This is a genomic window from Wolbachia endosymbiont of Ctenocephalides felis wCfeT (genome assembly GCF_012277295.1).
GTDB lineage: Bacteria > Pseudomonadota > Alphaproteobacteria > Rickettsiales > Anaplasmataceae > Wolbachia.
This window is the reverse complement of sequence record NZ_CP051156.1, coordinates 1,461,389-1,479,460: the sequence shown is the minus strand read 5'-3', so window position 1 is coordinate 1,479,460 and position 18,072 is coordinate 1,461,389. Positions and strand designations below refer to the sequence as shown.

At 34.0% G+C, this 18,072-nt stretch carries 14 protein-coding genes and 2 pseudogenes; 7 read left to right on the top strand and 9 right to left on the bottom strand.

Features of this window, described 5'->3' with window-relative positions; all coding sequences use genetic code 11:
* Positions 1-36 precede the first annotated feature (36 nt).
* On the top strand, positions 37-429 hold the full coding sequence (locus tag HF197_RS07240; protein ID WP_168464836.1) for a hypothetical protein: 393 nt from the start codon (positions 37-39) through the stop codon (positions 427-429).
* A gap of 79 nt (positions 430-508) precedes the next feature.
* Here the strand turns inward: HF197_RS07240 and HF197_RS07235 are convergent, their stop codons facing one another.
* The 6 genes from HF197_RS07235 to HF197_RS07210 form a co-directional block, all read right to left on the bottom strand.
* Entirely contained in the window at positions 509-1,591 is a 1,083-nt protein-coding gene (locus HF197_RS07235) for an efflux RND transporter periplasmic adaptor subunit (RefSeq protein WP_168464835.1), read from the bottom strand.
* Positions 1,592-1,769: 178 nt separating this feature from the next.
* Positions 1,770-2,279, bottom strand: coding sequence for a hypothetical protein (locus tag HF197_RS07230; RefSeq protein WP_168464834.1), 510 nt, complete (start codon positions 2,277-2,279; stop codon positions 1,770-1,772).
* 47 nt (positions 2,280-2,326) lie between these two features.
* Positions 2,327-2,683 carry a hypothetical protein gene (locus tag HF197_RS07225; RefSeq protein ID WP_168464833.1) on the bottom strand — a complete coding sequence of 119 codons (357 nt, stop codon included), beginning with the start codon at positions 2,681-2,683 and terminating at the stop codon, positions 2,327-2,329.
* A gap of 159 nt (positions 2,684-2,842) precedes the next feature.
* Complete coding sequence (gltX, locus tag HF197_RS07220; protein ID WP_168464832.1) at positions 2,843-4,219, bottom strand: glutamate--tRNA ligase; 1,377 nt, start codon at positions 4,217-4,219, stop codon at positions 2,843-2,845.
* 476 nt (positions 4,220-4,695) lie between these two features.
* Positions 4,696-5,652, bottom strand: coding sequence for an IS5 family transposase (locus HF197_RS07215; RefSeq protein ID WP_168463866.1), 957 nt, complete (start codon positions 5,650-5,652; stop codon positions 4,696-4,698).
* Between the two features lie 288 nt (positions 5,653-5,940).
* Entirely contained in the window at positions 5,941-6,348 is a 408-nt protein-coding gene (locus HF197_RS07210; RefSeq protein WP_168464831.1) for a GNAT family N-acetyltransferase, read from the bottom strand.
* A 173-nt stretch (positions 6,349-6,521) separates the two neighbouring features.
* Between HF197_RS07210 and HF197_RS07205 the strand changes: the two genes are divergently transcribed.
* Positions 6,522-9,662, top strand: coding sequence for an FAD-dependent oxidoreductase (locus HF197_RS07205; protein ID WP_174855544.1), 3,141 nt, complete (start codon positions 6,522-6,524; stop codon positions 9,660-9,662).
* A 24-nt stretch (positions 9,663-9,686) separates the two neighbouring features.
* On the opposite strand, the pseudogene tnpC reads toward HF197_RS07205, so the two are convergent.
* The 3 genes and pseudogenes from tnpC to HF197_RS07190 all read right to left on the bottom strand — a co-directional run bounded on the left by tnpC (position 9,687) and on the right by HF197_RS07190 (position 12,694).
* Positions 9,687-11,047 (bottom strand): annotated as a pseudogene (gene tnpC, locus HF197_RS07200) (IS66 family transposase).
* An 81-nt stretch (positions 11,048-11,128) separates the two neighbouring features.
* Positions 11,129-11,866, bottom strand: a complete 738-nt coding sequence (locus HF197_RS07195) for an SDR family NAD(P)-dependent oxidoreductase (protein ID WP_168464830.1) — start codon at positions 11,864-11,866, stop codon at positions 11,129-11,131.
* Positions 11,867-11,878: 12 nt separating this feature from the next.
* A complete protein-coding gene (locus HF197_RS07190) occupies positions 11,879-12,694 on the bottom strand; it encodes a YihY/virulence factor BrkB family protein (protein ID WP_168464829.1) in 816 nt (271 codons plus the stop codon).
* 256 nt (positions 12,695-12,950) lie between these two features.
* Here HF197_RS07190 and HF197_RS07185 point away from each other — a divergent pair, with 256 nt between their 5' ends.
* The 5 genes and pseudogenes from HF197_RS07185 (at position 12,951) to HF197_RS07165 (ending at position 18,072) form a co-directional block, all read left to right on the top strand.
* Positions 12,951-13,733, top strand: coding sequence for an MlaE family ABC transporter permease (locus HF197_RS07185; protein WP_168464828.1), 783 nt, complete (start codon positions 12,951-12,953; stop codon positions 13,731-13,733).
* Positions 13,726-14,430 carry an ABC transporter ATP-binding protein gene (locus HF197_RS07180; protein ID WP_168464827.1) on the top strand — a complete coding sequence of 235 codons (705 nt, stop codon included), beginning with the start codon at positions 13,726-13,728 and terminating at the stop codon, positions 14,428-14,430. The genes HF197_RS07185 and HF197_RS07180 overlap by 8 nt, the downstream gene beginning before the upstream one ends.
* Positions 14,431-14,542: 112 nt before the next feature.
* Positions 14,543-15,439: a cation diffusion facilitator family transporter gene (locus tag HF197_RS07175; RefSeq protein WP_168464826.1), complete on the top strand. Its 897-nt coding sequence runs from the start codon at positions 14,543-14,545 to the stop codon at positions 15,437-15,439.
* A 70-nt stretch (positions 15,440-15,509) separates the two neighbouring features.
* Positions 15,510-17,171, top strand: a pseudogene (locus HF197_RS07170) (hypothetical protein); the annotation flags it as partial.
* A gap of 154 nt (positions 17,172-17,325) precedes the next feature.
* The gene (locus HF197_RS07165) at positions 17,326-18,072 is read left to right on the top strand and encodes a phosphatidylglycerophosphatase (protein WP_168464825.1); all 747 of its coding nucleotides are present in this window, start codon (positions 17,326-17,328) and stop codon (positions 18,070-18,072) included.

The following is an 18,072-nucleotide window of genomic DNA, read 5'->3' as shown; positions in this document are numbered from 1 at the left end:
ATTAACTTGTATATTTAAACTTAAAGGAGTCACACTATGACAAAATATCACACTAAACACAGCTTCGGCAAAAAGACAATCCCTGCACCTTATGGTATCTTTGATGCTTCTGCTACTAAAAAAGATCTTGTACAATTAGAAAACAAATTTAACAAACTACTGGAAGAATTTGAAACAGTGCGAGATTACAATCTTGAAGGAATTAAAAAGGAAGTTATAAGCAGTATAGACGATCTTATTGCTGGATACAGATCAGAAGTGCAAGGTCATTTAAACGCTGAATTAAACAAGCTAACACATGACTTTCAATGTCAGCTTAAAGAAGCAAAAGTTAATGTTTTAAAAGCTAATATAGATGCTTTACATCAGTTAACCTTCAACGCAGTAAATGAATTGTGTGAGAATCAAAAACAAGTAAGCTGGTTCTAATCATACTACAGCGGGAATCTTGATCAAGATTCCCCGCCTTTAATCTTCATTAACTTTCTTTTGAATCTAAATCATTTGATCAAATCTGATCACCAGGTTTTACAAATAAATGGCCCAATGTAATTAGTCTTATAGATTTATCTTCATTGTCTGCTACCACCCAAACTCCATTACTGTCATGATCAACAACCTCAACTGGTACAAATGCTATATAATTATCATCGTCGGCAATCTTTATTCCAAGCGAGCCTTCATCGTTTAGACTTAAAGCAGAAGATGGCACTTTGTAAGCAAATTTTTCACCAGAAGGTAGTTTCACTCTAGCAGTAAGCCCTTGTAAAGATATCATTTCATTATCAGTTACCTTCACTTCCACTCTATAAGATCCGGTTTTCTGTTCAGCAATTTTACTAATAAAGCTTACTTCACCATTTACTTCTCTACCATCCAGCAAATTAATTTTAGCTATGCTGTTTAGCGTTATTTTACTTACTTCACTTTCTGAAACGTACAATACAACAAGAACTTGTTCAAAGTTCATTACATCAGCTATTTTTTGTCCAGCATTAACAAAATCACCTGTGCTTACATTGATTTTATCAATATAGCCATCTATAGGGGATTTAATTGTGGTGTTTTCTAGATCCAATTCTAATCTTTTTAGATCAGCTTTTGCACCTTGTAATGCAGCAAATGCTGCCTCTACTTGTATTTGAGCTTTATAGCCTTTTTGATTAAGCTTCGTAGAAGAATCATACTCAATTTCACGCTGTTTTAGCATGGCTTGAGCTCTTTCAATTTGCTCAATCCTGTCATAATCTTCTATTTTTAATACTGTAGTATCTTCTTGCACTTTTTCACCATCAGATACATAGATCGCCATGACTTTACCACTTACCCTCGAGATAAGACCAGTTCTATGTAATGGATTAACTGTACCAGAAAAACTTGAATATATGGTCCTGTTTTGCGGTATACATTTTTGAATTTTTACTGCAAAATTATTAACGTCATTATTACCTTCTTCAGCCTGTTTTTCATAAAAAAGCACATTGTTAATTAGGAACAGTAAAATAAGAACCATGCTGAACACAATGATTACTTTATTCCTTATATTTAATTCACGGAACTTGCTGATCAACTCCATAAGAGATAATTTCATAAGTTAAATTTTTAAGTTATCAATATAATATAAGCATGTTTTCTCAATTATAAAGAAATTTTCTATGTGGAATTTATATAACGTTGAAAACAAGAAGTCTAATGTTAATGAACCGAAGGTGAATTAGCCAAAAAACTTAGTTATTGAACTTGTTTTTTGGCTAATTCATTAACCTGAACTACAATTTGGTTATTTCAGTTTTAGTGTTAATGTGTGAACAGTTTAACTCTGTCATTTTCTGACATGCAGAACCTTCAAATGGATGTTGTTCTTTTTCTTTGATATAAGAATCCTGTGGTCCGTCCACTTTATTTAAGTTTTCTTTCACTTTATCTTGATCCTCCCATTTGCTTTTTTGCTGATCCATCTCATCACATAGTTTTTTGCATTCTTCATAAGATATCATTGGTAATGCAGTTCCCAGTGTAACATGCTCATTGTATCCTTTCCTTAATCTATCATCTGATAGTATTTTTATAGTATCTTCTCTTTTAGCCTGCGATTTTGGATACTTTTTACTCAGCGAATTGATACGGTTGTGCAAGAAATCCCTAGCAAATCCTTCTCTCTTCACTTCAGATAATTTTTCCAATGACTTTATGTATTTCAGAGTCTCTGCAAAAAGTTGTTTTTTCTGAGCTTCATAAAAATCAGTTTTCACAAAATCTTCAGCTTGTTTTTTTACCACCAAAAGCTCATCAAAGGCCTTTTTGGGGTCGGTTTCCTTTAAGATACCTAGAACTCCCTTGGTTGCACTGCTTTTTCTTTGCTGTCTTGGTCTTTATACAACAAGGTTGAGTTGATTTTACCATAAGCTTTACCATTGCAGTTACGTGCCACATTAGTTATTATGCTGAGCACTACTACTTTCAATTTTGGATGATCTACGTCTTTTCCTAGACAATCAATGTATAATTGCCAAATTTCTTTATCAATAAATTTCCTTATCTTATTTTCACAATCTTCTCCATTTTTAAATCCCAGAATAGTAAAGAGATTCATTTTAACTGTTGGCTCATGACGCTTAGTTGCTTTTAGTGCAACAAGGTTGGCGTAAAATAGAAACTTATAAAAAAATGTATTTGTATGCATAATATTACCTCATAAAGATATTGACTCATAAACTAATATTATTAAGATTGAATATTAATTTTTGCTTACCTGTTAACTATTCCTTTTATAGCTCACCCTTTAGAACTTTCCATACACTCACCTTAAGTTCCTTAGCAGCCATATATAGAATACTGGAAATCAATAACTGCCTAATCTCCTTACGCACTCGTTCTTGCCAAAAATCACCATAATATCAATAATTCCAGGTGCATCCATTACTCCAGTTATAGGAGCACGAAGTGAGTGATAAACATCACTCATTTTGATGTCATGTAACTTCGCAAATTCCTTAATTTGAGCGGATAAAAAGCTCTTATTCCAATTTTCATCACTAACATTCGAAAGAAATGATGTGAGCAAATATATAATGTTAATATTAGATTTAACAATCTGCTGAGCTTCCTCAGTTAAATTGAGCGGTAAATCCATTATATAAAAACTAGCTGAACATAACAATTCACTCAGGTAGTTAGATCTTTTTTTTAACTCCGTTAATCCTTTTAGTAAGTAGTCTTTTTTTGTATCAGTAAGCTTTAACATCGGAGTAAATACATTTAATAGATATTTAATAATATCTTCATTGCTCATACTATTAATGTAATGATTATTCAAATGTTCTAACTTATTAAAATCAAGCCTCGCTGGCGAACGACCAATACTTTCTAAGTTGAACCACTCTATTGCCTGCTTATCACTAATAATCTCATCATTACCGTGGCTCCAGCCAAGCCTGAGTAGAAAATTGCGCATTGCTTCGGGTAATACTCCCATCATTTCATAGCTCAATAAACTTGTTGCACCATGTCTTTTGGATAGCTTATTCCCATCCTCTCCATGAATGAGTGGCACATGCGCAAAGTTTGGAACATCAAAATCAAGTGCGCAATATATAAGTAATTGCTTGAAGGTATTAGTTAGATGATCAGAGCCGCGTATTATATCAGTTATCCCAGCATCATGATCATCAACTACCACAGCAAAAAGATATGTGGGAGTATTATCAGAACGTAAAATCACTATATCATCTAGTTGTTCACTGCTCACTTTAACTTGTCCGTATATTTTGTCATCAACAACAATGTCCTGTGAATCTGGCACTTTAAAGCGGACAGCAGGTTTTATGCTCTTGTCAATGCTGTGAGTACACTTGTGCCTGTATATTTTACCTTCTTCTCTAGCTTTAGCCTTCTTTTCTGCAATCTCATCTTCAGGGCAATAACAGTGATATGCTTTACCCCTTTCAAGAAGAAGATTTGCTACTTCAACGTGTCTTTCTATTCTTTTAGACTGATATACTATTTTTCCATCATAGCTGATACCAAGCCATTTTAGTCCTTTTATAATTGCATCAATTGCTTCCTGTGTTGAGCGCTTTCTATCGGTGTCCTCAATTCGCAGGAGAAACTTGCCACCGTGATGCTTTGCATATAGCCAACTAAATAAAGCTGTACGCGCACCACCGATGTGTAAAAACCCCGTAGGTGATGGTGCAAATCTAGTAACTACTTCTGGCATTTAGCTATCACAGTAATGTAGATCTATGATAGCAGAAATTTACATCGATAACAATTAAGTACTAGGTATCTTATTAAGAAATTTAGGTTATCATTCTAGTGTCAAGTGTATAACCATACAAACACCAAAGCTTCCATAAACTCCAAAATTACAACTTTAACGCTACCATCATGCAGCAATATACTTTTAAAGACTAGTTATTTCCGTTTTGGAAATAACTGATTTTCATATAATTTCCCATAATCTTATTAAAAAGTCGACGAAAATTAAGAATATTAGATAAAATTTATATATTAATAATGATATTTTTAAAGGAAGTAGAATGGGTGGTTATAGTTATGAAATTAATAAAAATGTTTTAATACTAAAGCATCTTTGTCATACTATAACTTGATTATAGGATCAAGTTAAAAAAATCTGGATTCTAGCTGGCTTTGTTGCATCGCTCTTTGGATAGGAGGCAATGCATAATAAATTCATGAAGCTATCTCAAATTTAGCCATGCCTATTTCAGTAAATTTGTTCAGCAAATAACACTTGAGTAGCATTTCTTTCTCACGGTTAATCTCAGATTTGTTCCTAAAACTAAACCCAAATGTTTGCTTCAGTCGCGAGAAAAAACTTTCTATATAAGATCTCTTCCCATAATTTATCTCTTTTTTCCACTTCTTCATACCATCTTCACCATATGACTTTATGAGCTTGATTGTAGAATTTCTCTCAGCCATATAATCCAGCTTTGGATGCTCCACTGCATTGTTTTGCAGAGGAATTTTTGTCTTTATGCCAAGCTCATTGCACAATTTGTATAACTTCTTTCGATTATATGCTCTGTCTGCATATAGTGTGCTTATATTGTATTTAGCATTAGCCCTTGCAATAAGATCACAGGCTCCATAGTGGTCAGAATAAACTCCACTACTGTATTTTGCAGCTATGACTTTTTTGCTACCTATCTCCAGCATTACATGCAATTTTCTTGTTTGCTTATAGCCACGGTACTTTCTATCTGTACCGTTTGCCTTACTATGGCCTGGAATATTATTGTAGATGCTTATTCCAGTGCTATCTATGGCGATCTCAATATTTTCCATACTGTTTTTATCATGTCTTCGATCATTAATTTTTAAGTTAAGCTTTTTGAATCTTCTGGAAGCCTGGGAATAGCTGATAACTTGCAAATTTTTTCCTATTTGCTCAAGGTATCCCGCTATAAACCCCACCGTTTGTCTTAGGCCTATTCTAAACAAATAAGTTATTATGTGAATTAGAATTACGACTTTATCACTATAAATATTGTTGCTACCGGCCATTTTGGGACTTTTTTCGTACCAATTTTCTATGGCATCGTTGACGTAATAAAAAATATTTCCTCTTTCTTGGAGAAATTTGTTATATTCGTAGCAGTTACTGACTTTCATTTTGACTGGCATATTTTTCCTTTGTCGGTTAAATGCCTGTTTATAATGAATTTCGTCAGTAACTCCCAGTTCTTTTTACTTTAGCTATGCAACAAAGCCATTCTAGCGCGTGACGCTAGAATCCAGGAGTTTCAATTGGGCATAAATGATGAATATAAAAGTTATTTTGAATGGAATTTAAAGGCTGGATACCAGTGTCTGGGCACTGGTATGACACCCTTTTGTTGGTAAATGGCCTAAAACACAAAATTCGTACAGTTGTGGATCAAGTCATAGGATTGTAAAAGTCACCTAATTCGTTTACAATATTTTCTTTAAGAACATTAAAGTTGAATCATCAACGTAACCTGAGCGCTCAAAATCGCATTCGTATCCAAGATTTTCATAAAATCCTTTTGCACCTTGAAAGCTCATAGTGACAAGAGTTGCTATTTTACAGTGCATATTACGACCATACTCATGAACTTTTTCCATAAGTTGATAACCCAACCCCTTTTTTCTGTGATCTTGATGTACCCAGAGCAGGTCAGTATAAATTGAACCATATATTACTAATCCACTACAACCAGCTATTACCTGATCATTTTCATCGTGAGTAAAGAAGGCAAATTGAGAGCATGCACCTTTATCAATAAATTCCTCATTAAGTTTTTCAGACAGAAAGTCAATCTTTTCACTGTCTAGAGACGTAGTTACTGTGAATTTCATCCATTACCTCCGTTAAAGTATGAAATAGCTTTTTACTGTAAATACTACAATTTTAATATAATGTATAGTTGCGCATAAACAAATAAATCCTTATAATTAAGGATTGAGATTTTACACTAAGAAATTTGATCTCTTCTATAAATTAATTCCATCTCTTGTATGGAAACAAGATAATGCAACAATTAGTTTCTTTTCAAAGTTTATATACTCGTGATGGATTAGTCGAGATTGATGAAGCTTTTCTTGATTATGTTAAATTGCGTGATGAGAATTTATTTCACTCGTTGATTAAGGCAAGAGAAAAAGCAGGTTCTTTTCCTATGTCATCCCAGCGCGTGACATTGGGATCTTCTCTTCCTATGTCATCCCAGTGCTTGACACTGGGATCCAGAAATCTTGATTGGGTGCGGCCAACAAACGTAAAAGTTGTTTTGAATGGAATGGCAAAAAGACTGGATTCCAGTGTCAAGCACTGGAATGACACCATTTTAGAGCTAATGTCACAATGTTCGTACAACTGTGTGTCAGCTACTGGGATGACAGATAATAGTCAGTTAATTATAGATCTTTCATACTTACTTGATGAATTTATTGCAAAACTTTTCAATATTAAAGAAGAAGTAGAAGAACTTAAGAAAAAACACCATGAATTTGCTGAATTATATAAATGCAAAAGGTTATTTGTTCAACGTTATGCATTAAAGAAATATGCTGATGTGGCAAGTATAGATATTGATTATATTACTGAAAAATTAAACCAATTTTTCACTAGACCGATAACGGAGAAAGCTTTTGCTGAACAAGTGATGCGCTGGTTTGGAGATCAAGAAAATTATAAAGAGGAAATAGAATTTGCAGCGCAGTACGCAGCATGGAGAGTGAAAAATAGGCAGAGTATACTCTTTAATATTCATAAAAAAATCGACCATGAAAATCTTGTGTCATTATCCAAAAAAGAAGTTGATGAAGTTGAAGTGCTATACTCAAATGAAACAAAAAGGCGATACGGTTTTGACCTAACAAATGAAAAAACGAGTTTAGATAAGGCATTAGATAACGCTAATTACTGCATATTCTGCCACAAGCAGAATAAGGATAGCTGCTCAAAGGGACTAACGAGTGATAACAGTACTTTCAAAAAATCTCCACTCAAAGTAAAGCTGCATGGCTGCCCACTAGAACAAAAAATATCTGAAATGAATCTAGTGAAAAGCGAAGGATATAGCATAGCAAGCTTGGCAATTGTGATGATAGATAATTCATTGTGTGCTGCAACTGGAAATAGAATATGTAATGACTGCATGAATTCGTGCATATATCAGAAACAAGAACCTGTAAACGTACCAATGATTGAGACGAGAATTTTAGATGATGTGCTCAATTTACCGTATGGATTTGAAATATATTCTTTGCTCAGTCGTTGGAATCCTTTAAATTTTCAACGTCCATTGCCCAAAGAAAGCACTGGAAAAAATGTGCTAGTTGTAGGCCTTGGTCCGGCGGGCTTTAATTTAGCTCATCACTTGCTAAACGATGGACATAATGTTGTTGCTATAGATGGGTTAAAAATTGAGCCTTTGCATGATAATTTTCAGCTAATTAAAAATTTTAAATATGAAAAATTAAGTGAGCGCATAGCTAGTGGATTTGGCGGAGTAGAAGAGTATGGCATCACTTCCAGGTGGGATAAGAATTATTTGAAGATTATTAGATTGTTACTTGAAAGGCGCAAAAATTTTGCAATTTACGGAGGCATTCGTTTTGGTGGTACGATTACCGTTGATGATGCATTTAACTTAGGGTTCGATCATATAGCTCTGGCACTTGGCTCTGGCAAACCACGAATGATAAAAATAAAAAATATGCTAGCTCGTGGAGTGCGTATGGCATCTGATTTTCTTATGTCATTGCAACTTACTGGCGCTTTAAAATCTGATTCTATAGCAAATCTACAAGTTCGTATGCCAATAGTGGTAATTGGTGCGGGGCTGACAGCAATTGACACTGCCACTGAAGCTTTAGCATATTATCCAGTTCAAGTGGAAAAGTTTCTCCATCGATATGAGGCACTAGTAGATAAATATAGCAAAGATTACGTTGAAAAGGATTGGACAGAGGAAGAGCATGAAATTGCGAACGAGTTTATAGCACATGCACGATTGTTTAGAAAAGAACAAGAATTAGCAAAACAAGAAAACAGAAAGGCAAAAATATTAGAGCTCATGCAGAGCTTAGGAGGAGCAAAGGTTATATATAGAAAAGAGTTGAGAGAGTCACCAAGCTATCGATTAAATAGTGAAGAAGTGCAAAATGCGCTTTCAGAGGGAGTGTATTTTATTGAAAACTTAGAACCAGTTGAAATTATGACAGACAAACATAATCACGCTGAGTCAATAAAAGTGACAGATACAAAATCTGCTGAAGTAAAATACATAAAAGCGCGCTCTATTTTTATAGCAGCAGGTACTGAACCAAATACAGTTGTTGCAGCTGAAGATAAAGAACATTTTAAATTAAGTAATGGGTATTTCACTCACTTAAATTCTTTTGGAGAAGAGATAGATCCAATATTTTCCCCTAAGATGGAGAGTAAAGATAGGATATTAGCTTATAAACAAGGCAGTAAGGCAATTAGCTTTTTCGGCGATCTTCATCCCTCATATAGCGGCAGTGTTGTAAAAGCCATGGCCAGTGCCAAGAATGGCTATCCTATTATTTCTCAGCTCTTAAATGGAAATGAGCAATTTCATAATAAGCCAGTACCAAGCACACAACTGCATGAACATCATGATGTGAACTCAAATATGGTGTCATCCCAGTGCTTGACACTGGGATCCAGTCTTTGCTCCATCCCATTCAAAACAACTTTTACATTTGTTGGCCATGCACAATCAAAATTTCTGGATCCCAGTGTCAAGCACTGGGATGACACTACTCACACTCCTACTTCAGTGGCAATGGCTAATAAGGCATTCTTTAATAAAATTAAAGAACAATTCACCGCAAAGGTTATAAAAGTTCAATATTTAACTAATAAAGTTATAGAAATAGTAATTAAAGCACCACTTGCAGCAAAAAATTTTAAGCCAGGGCAATTTTTTAGATTGCAAAATTTTGAGATGAATAGCAAAAGTGATATAACATTTGCTATGGAAGGAATGGCAGTAACAGGTACTGAAGTAGATAAGGAAAAAGGGATAATCTCTACTATTATTCTTGAAACTGGTGGTTCTACCAATCTTTGCAGGTATTTAAAGGAAGGCGAGCAAGTAGTTCTCATGGGTCCAACTGGGTGTCCTACTGAAGCTAACTAATTAGTATCCATTCAGGTGTATGGCTTAAGAAGCAATAGCCAGTAGGTTTTGAAAAGGATTTAACTTCTTTTGCCTCCAAGTCAAGTACAATGAAATTATCCTCTCAAGAAACATATTTCCCCGTTTCGATTGTGTAAAATATGAAACTTTTCGGTAAACAACGTAATGCCGAATCTGTCGCTCAGCATAGTTGTTTGTCAGTGGAATATTTTCTGGATCGTCCAAAAATTTCCACATCATCAGATCCGATTTCATGATATTTTTTGCTACTCGAGACGCTCCAATTGCCTCGGGTAAATTTGATATATTCTTTAAGTAATATCTCGTTCGCTTGCGTAATTTTCTTGCTCTTCTTATGAACCTTAATGTGTCTATTTCATCCTTTAACAGAGCTTTTTTCAATGCAAATAATTCAGTAGCAACATTCCTTAAATAATACCCCAAAACTTTCACTTCGCTATTCCAACTATGAGACAACCTTTCAAAATCTCTTGCTAAATGTGCCCAACAGACCTGCCTTTTCTTGCTGGAAAAGTAGTTGTAAGCTGCATATCTGTCGGTCACTACTAGGTTGTTATTCTTTCCAAATTTACTATTTTCCAGGACTTTCATCCCTCTTGACTCTGTCAATTTGATCACACTTCCTATTTTGCTCGCAAACATCCAGCACCAGCCCTGTTTACCTTTGTTGTAATGGCTAGTTTCATCGATATGTAAAATTTTGCTCTTGCTTACCTCTTCCTCAATTTGCTCATATGCTTCTTGGCATTTTTCTGCCACTCTAGCCTCGCTATTTGATACACTACCGACGCTGATATCCAGGTTGAAAATGTCCTTTATAATATTTGCCACTTCTTTTTTCGAATTCTTGTAAAATCCACTTAATGCTGCAATTACTGACTTAACTCTTGGACCAAATGTGTCCGCAGTTACTCCTTCTTGTAGCTTGCTACTTTTTCTTTTTCCACATCTTTTGCAACGTCCATGCTCTAGTTGATATTCAACTACATACGGCTTGATTTCCGGCAAATCGACCTTTTGATGAGTATACGGATCTTTTGATACCGCAATTTCTCCTCCGCACTCACACGTATTGGGCAGTTCTATTTTTACCATCTCATCTGCCTCCATTTTAGGGCGGTAACTGCCTTTATGTCCAACCTGTGCTCCTACTTTCCTGTCACTTTTTGGCTTATTTTCCCTCATCTTATATAATTCTTTGGAGCTTGGTATAGATGAATTTTTTGAACTTAAGCCAAGCCTTTCTTTTAACTCAGCGTTTTCGATCCTTAGCGCTTTATTTTCTGCTTTAAGCTCTTCTATTTTTGTTTCTAACTTTTCTATAGTCTGCTTAAACTTTCGCAAAATTCTAAAAGATCAACCATATTACCTCATAGCCACTCTAGTTTACCTTTTTAGCATTCCTTGTCTACTCTTTATTTTACCGCCCGGCTGAATGGATACAACTAATTAAGCGGCAAAACTTCCCCTGAAGCGCTGTAATTTTCAGAAGCACATTCTACAAACTTGTCTGTTAGCTCATCAGGTAATGTTAATTCAGATATCTCTTTTCCAGGAAATGCTTGTTCATATATACTGCTACCAACAGGGCCATTGGGATATAAAGCATTTACACATAATTTCGCATGTTTTGTTTCAGATGCATATATCTTAACCATTATTTCTAGTGCTGCTTTGCTTGCAGCGTATGGAATCCAGTATGGATAAGAAGAGGGGGAAAGAGTTACCTCAGAGGTGACAAATATTACCCTTCCAGCATTGGATTTTTTTAATATTTGATCTAAGCTCTTCAGTAAATACCAATTGGCATTAAAATTTGTATCCATTACATTATGAAACTCTTCAACTGCAGAATCACCAATTGGAGTTAGTTTGCCTAGCATCCCCGTACATGCAACCAATATGTCAAGAGCTCTAGACTCTGATAGTTTTAGGTTTTCTATCATACCTGGTAGTAATTTTACATTCTCAAAATCCAAAAGATCAAGCTGTATAAGCTTAACAGAGCCTTCTCTAAACTCTTTAAGTTTTCCAATTTCTTCATATAGCGGATTAAGGTGGTCAATAGCTCTTGAAACCAGGATTACATTAGCTCCCTCTTTTACAAATCTTTTTGCAACAGCAGAGCCAATTCCACCTGATGCTCCAGTAATTAAAGCTACTCTACCTTCTAATTTACCCATCCTCTTTTTTCCTTAGCGAGATTCATTAAAGTATTTTAGCTGGAAATTAAATTTTGCTCCATATATAAAAATTAAACTTAGCATATAAAAAAATAGTAAAGATGCTATTATACCTCCTAAGCTACCATATATCATATTTAGCTGGTAAAAAGAGATTTTTAAGTATTGCTTAAAGGCTGAAGCAGAAATCGTCCAAAGAATAACAGCTACACAAGATCCAGGAAATATATCTGATGGACTGTGTTTTACATTTGGCAGCATGAAATATAGCCATGATACCACAACAAATAGCACAAATTCCGTGAAAAAGTACTTAGTATAACTCATTCCTTGATTGGAAAAATCAATTAGCATTGGTATTAATGTAGAAAATACTATGGTTAAGGTAACAACAAGTGTAATTACTAAAAACTGTAATATGCTTAATACTCTTCTTAATATATATGGTGGTGAAACTGGGACTTTATAGGCTTTATTCAATATTGTTCTCAACCCTTCAACTGCTGATGAAGCCGTCCAAATAGAACCCACAATTGCCAAAGTTAGTAAATTTTGCGGTGGACCTGAGATTATCTCTTTAATTCTCGGCATTAAAGGTGCTAAAATTTCGTGGGGCATACTATCAATAATAGATGACCAACCCATGTTATATTGATCTAAGAAGCTTGCGAATGTTGACGCTAAAGCTATCAAAACAATGAGAAATGGAAATATCGATAGCAAGATTAAAAATGATAAATATCCCGCATGTTCCATTCCATCGTTATCAATTGTGTCAATTAAAGCACGATAAAGACAATAAATAATGCTGTAAAATTTTTGTAGCACTGAGAAGTTATAAACAAACAAGTTAAGATATTCTAAATAAAATAACATACATTTTTAAGTAAAATATTTCTAGTCTTTCTTGCTTAAGCCTTTTTTCCTTACTTTACAGCACTTTCTTTACCTTAAGTTTTAGAATTTTGTACAAAAAGCACTAAGAAACATTGAGCTCAAAGCATATATAAATTATACTTTACAGTGTAGTTAATAAAAATTTTAGTAAAATAAGTAAAACTAGTTTCTAGCTAAGATAAATAAAGTGAGCTTTTTTGACATAAATAGCGTTAGAATAATTGGTAGATATTTCATCAATTTTTTGTTGAGGCTGGGTAGCGCGTTCGTATTCTTCATTCAATCTATATATCACTGCTTTGTTCCACCATATTATTTCAGTAATGTAGCAAGACAAATTATAGAGATAGGGTTCTTTTCTCTGCCAATTGTTGGATTAACTGGAATTTTTATAGGGGCAGTAATAGTTTTACAGAGTAGTATAAGCGGTTCATTGCTCAATCCAGAACAAGTGGTACCCAAAATCGTTACAATTACTATTATAAAAGAGCTTGGCCCAGTTTTGATTAGCTTAATAATGGTAGGGAAAGTCGGGTCATCAATTGCAGCAGAAGTTGGTACAATGCGCCTTACTGAACAAATAGATGCTCTTACAACTTTAAATATTAATCCTTTTAAATATTTGATTGCACCAAGAATCTTAGCATCAGTAATAGTATTCCCTATACTTATAATATGTGCAGATCTAATAGGGTTGTTTGGAGGATACGTTACAGCAGTCTTTGAATTTCACCATAATGCAAATATATATATAAAATACACAGCCCAATTCTTTAATACATACGATTTTTTTACTGGACTAGTGAAAGCAACTGCTTTTGGCGCTATAATTTCCATTACAAGTTGCTATTATGGTTACCACTGCAGAGAAGGTGCTCGAGGAGTTGGAATAGCCACAACATCAACAGTTGTTATATCATCCATACTGATAATTCTAATAAACTACCTAATTACTCTAATCTATGCATGATCCCATAATATCAATATCAAATTTGAATCTATCATTTAATGATAAAACAGTATTGAACAATCTAAGTTTTGACATATTAAGGGGAGAGTCACTGGTAATACTTGGAGGTTCTGGAAGTGGTAAATCTGTGCTAACAAAAACAATTATTGGCTTGTTATCACCAGATTCTGGCTCGATAAAAATAAACAGCAAAAACAAAAATAATTTTGGCGTTTTATTTCAAAACTCTGCCTTATTTGACTATGTTACAGTATGGGAAAATATATCTTTTAATTACAAAAAGCGCTTTAATATTAGCAAAAAAGAAGCAAAACAATTAGTAATTGAAAAGCTGAGAGACGTTGGGTTGGAAGAAGGTATAGCAGATATGTTTCCAATAGAATTATCGGGAGGCATGAAAAAAAGAGTAGCGCTTGCAAGAGCGATTGCACACAATCCAGAAATTCTAATTCTTGACGAACCAACTTCAGGATTAGATCCAATTATGTCAGATATTGTAAATGATATCATAATAAAATTATCCAAGCATACCATTATCACAATAACACATGACATTCATAGTGCGTTTAAAATAGCAGATAAAATAGCAGTGCTATATGAAGGAGAGATTATCTTTTATGGAACTGTTCAGGAAATACAGAACACTAAAAACAAATACATACAGCAGTTCACTACAGGAGCTTTTAAAAGTAAATGACAAGTGTATAATTTAAGTATATGAGGGAAAAGAAATTATTATTGACTTTTATACAGTTAAAGGGCAAGTTTTTTGATATTATTACCTACACTTTTTGTTTATAAAGTTTTATATGACAGCAGTGCATAACGGAAAACATTCAGCAGCAGAATCAAAACGTTTGATCTATTCCATAATTATAGTTGCAATAACAATGTTTATGGAAATAGTAGGTGGAATAATTTCAAATTCACTCGCATTGCTCTCAGATGCTGGACATATGCTCACTGATCTATTTGCATTAGTTTTAAGCTGGGCAGCGCATAAATTTTCAGCTAAGAAATCTGATTTACAGAGATCATATGGATATCATCGACTGCAAATAATTTCAGCATTTGTTAATGGTTTAACCTTATTCCTCATTGCAATAGTTATTATGTTTGAATCAGTAAAAAGGTTTATCTACCCGGTTAATGTTGAATGGAAGATAATGATGACTGTTGCTACACTTGGCCTGATTTCAAACATAATAGTCTTTTTCATATTACACAGTAAATGCGAGAATAATATAAACATAAAAAGTGCTGTATTGCATGTGATTGGAGATATTTTGGGTTCCATAGCTGCCATACTTGCTTCCATAATTATTATGTTCACCGGATGGCAAATAATAGACCCTATTTTATCAGTGTTTGTCAGTGTAATAATCTTAAATAGTGGTTATAAAATTCTTAAAAATTCTTGTCACATACTTCTTGAGGGCACACCAGATGGCATATGCACTGAGAAAATAAAAGATAGAATCACACTAGAGTTACCTGAAGTAATAGATGTACATCACATACACGCATGGTCGCTATCTGATAATTATCTTATAATTACTATGCACGCAAAAGTTACTCAAAGTGCAAAACATACTGATGTTTTATATGAAATAAAAAAAATATTGCTCAATCAATTTGCAATCGCACACTCTACAGTTGAGATTGAACACGATGAATGTGTAGATCACAAGATACTGAAACATTAATATTACCATATTGACATACATTGTATAATGATGTTATCACTAACTAGTAATAACATAGGTGGTGTGGTGTATGATAGGTATTTCTCAGTTACAATTTCCTTCAAGAGAATCTAGCAGAGCAAAATTTGCTGGTTATTTTGCAACTTTCGTTTCTTTAAGCATAATAGTTAATCCTGCTAATGTCTTTCTGTCTTTTGCTACATTTTTCTTTAGATCTGAAATAAAAACGTTTTACCTTTACAAGGAAATAAAAGCCGCGAAACGGCAAAAAATAAGCAATAAAGAGTACTGGGAAATATTTTTTAAGAACAATACGATTAAGATAGCATTTTTTCTCTTATTTTCTGCTTCTATAACATATGTAGCTTTTACCACTACTTTTCTGCTTATTTCATTGTTTGCGGCAATACCGCTAGCAATGATTTTAATTTTATTACAAAGCGAATTAAGGCCAAAAGATTTTAATCCATTTACACTACTTAAAGCTGCAATAAATTTCTTTTTGGAGGGCATAAAAGAAAATGCGCGCGGCATGGTCAATAGTTTTGATACCAAGCTTGAGCACTTACTTCCTCACGCGTTAAACGACGACATTAATAGAAATATTTATGAACTAAAGGAGAAATATGACGAAAAATTATCAGAAGATACTATTAATGATGAAGAATATCAGCAATTCATTGAATATATAAATAACCTAGATGAACTTAGCAGTCGTCAATTTAGTGACGAAGATAAGGGCAGGCTAACCACATTCTTAGAAGATTTTTGCAAAGGTGATGAAAGGCATAGTTCTGGTTTCACAGGTGGGCAAATTCTTCTTTTAGTTCTGAGAGCCTGTAATGATGGGGATATCGAGGCCATAAAGAATAAGAAGGATGCACTAATTGTAAATCTGCTTGATAGCCAAACTTTCTCTAGAAAAGAACGAATTCCCAACACCTGCTTTACTGGCATTATCTACAGAATGTTAAGTACACTGGAAGGCATCCATTCTGACCCAGAGATTTGGTTCAGACCACCCGGACAAATGCTCCTTTCCGAAGCAAAGCATGAAGCACGTGCGTTCATGATAAAAATGCTAGAGAAGAAGAAAAACTACAAAGAGATCTTGAATGCTTGGCATAAGGTTAGAAACGACCCTGAGGATACTAAAAGTCAAGAGATCGTGGATGATTTCATTGAGGAAGCAAGTATACCATTGATGAGAGGGCTTCTTGACTTTACTTCAAACTATACAGAACAGATTGTACTTACACTGATAAGAGATATTGTATGTATAGAATTAATGGAATTACCAGATGATAATTTGGCCTCTTACATCACACGAAAAGTAAATGTAAAATGTTGCGCTGCCGGGGGTTTTACGCTAGAGGATGAGCGTATAGTAAGATTAATAGCAGATATAAAAGAAAAAGTTTTTTTAGAATTTCTGAACAGAGATTTACTTAAAACAGATTTTTCATTAAAAGATTCATCTGTGGATGAAGCTAGAAGAATAGCTAATGAAATAGTTGGTAAGGAAGTTAGAGAATTTAAGTCAAGAGCCGATAGAGCCATCGAGGGCCAGGTGGTAAGAATGTTAGATCAACTAAGGCATTTACCACAAAAACAAAGATATAGCAGGATATGCTCAGAACTTAGTCAACATCACGGTGAGAAAAAGATAAAAAAGATTTTACAGAAAAAGCTACAAACAACAGATACAGCAATAAGCGAAACCTTAAGAGAACCATCAGTATCTACGTTTAGCGCTGTGGCCAAGGAACAATAGCTAGAAATTTGAAACAATATACTTATTTAGTAATAAATATATTGTTTCAAATTATTGATAAACTAATTACAATGAAGTACTATGTAAAAAAAGCATTACTGAGGTGCGATTCATGGAATCTTTTTCGATAATCATTGGAAAAGTGTTTGGTAAGGTATTTCCTGCTAAAATAGTAAGTTCCTTTCTAGGCATTGGATATTTACCAGTTTGGCAGAATTATTGGTCCTCCTTTTTTATATTATTTGTAACAGGCACTATATTAATGTTCACATATGGTGCTGAGTTTCTGCTCTATCAGACGCCAACATCTAGTATAGTTGTAGCTTCTATATTCATAAAGTTATCAATAATCATTATAATTCTACAACTAATTGGAATATTCATTGTGCATGCTCAAGATCCTGGAGCAAGTAGTAGTGAGAACATAGTAGTGCATCTAGCATCCGGGCAAGCACTAACTGTGGCATTTTCAATGCCAGCAATATTATATATTTATAATACTATAAGCAAATTCTATAAAACTATATGTAAGGGTATACTTATGTGTCCATTATGGTTTAATGACTTCATGCATTGTGTTTTCTTGATAATGATACCTTACGTATTTTTTAATGTTGTAGAGGCAATAAGACCATGGCCTTTAAATACACTACAGCTTGGTTACAACAATGCGGTATCAATTACATTTGAGGGAGTTTTTCATATGTTTTATGCAGCGATTCTACTGTATTTAACAGCATTTATATTCTGCGATTTAACTATGCATGACGCAATTATTCTTAATAAAGCTATAACCCAGTATATTCAAGAAAGCTCAGCCGACCTTAGTTATTATTTACATAATATTATTAAAAAATAA

Coding starts and splice junctions, on each gene's coding strand:
- gltX (WP_168464832.1), bottom strand. CDS start 4,219: ATGCCAGAAGTAGTTACTAGATTTGCACCATCACCTACGGGGTTTTTA.
- HF197_RS07240 (WP_168464836.1), top strand. CDS start 37: ATGACAAAATATCACACTAAACACAGCTTCGGCAAAAAGACAATCCCT.
- HF197_RS07215 (WP_168463866.1), bottom strand. CDS start 5,652: ATGCCAGTCAAAATGAAAGTCAGTAACTGCTACGAATATAACAAATTT.
- HF197_RS07165 (WP_168464825.1), top strand. CDS start 17,326: ATGGAATCTTTTTCGATAATCATTGGAAAAGTGTTTGGTAAGGTATTT.
- HF197_RS07225 (WP_168464833.1), bottom strand. CDS start 2,683: ATGCATACAAATACATTTTTTTATAAGTTTCTATTTTACGCCAACCTT.
- HF197_RS07180 (WP_168464827.1), top strand. CDS start 13,726: ATGCATGATCCCATAATATCAATATCAAATTTGAATCTATCATTTAAT.
- HF197_RS07205 (WP_174855544.1), top strand. CDS start 6,522: ATGCAACAATTAGTTTCTTTTCAAAGTTTATATACTCGTGATGGATTA.
- HF197_RS07195 (WP_168464830.1), bottom strand. CDS start 11,866: ATGGGTAAATTAGAAGGTAGAGTAGCTTTAATTACTGGAGCATCAGGT.
- HF197_RS07210 (WP_168464831.1), bottom strand. CDS start 6,348: ATGAAATTCACAGTAACTACGTCTCTAGACAGTGAAAAGATTGACTTT.
- HF197_RS07175 (WP_168464826.1), top strand. CDS start 14,543: ATGACAGCAGTGCATAACGGAAAACATTCAGCAGCAGAATCAAAACGT.
- HF197_RS07235 (WP_168464835.1), bottom strand. CDS start 1,591: ATGAAATTATCTCTTATGGAGTTGATCAGCAAGTTCCGTGAATTAAAT.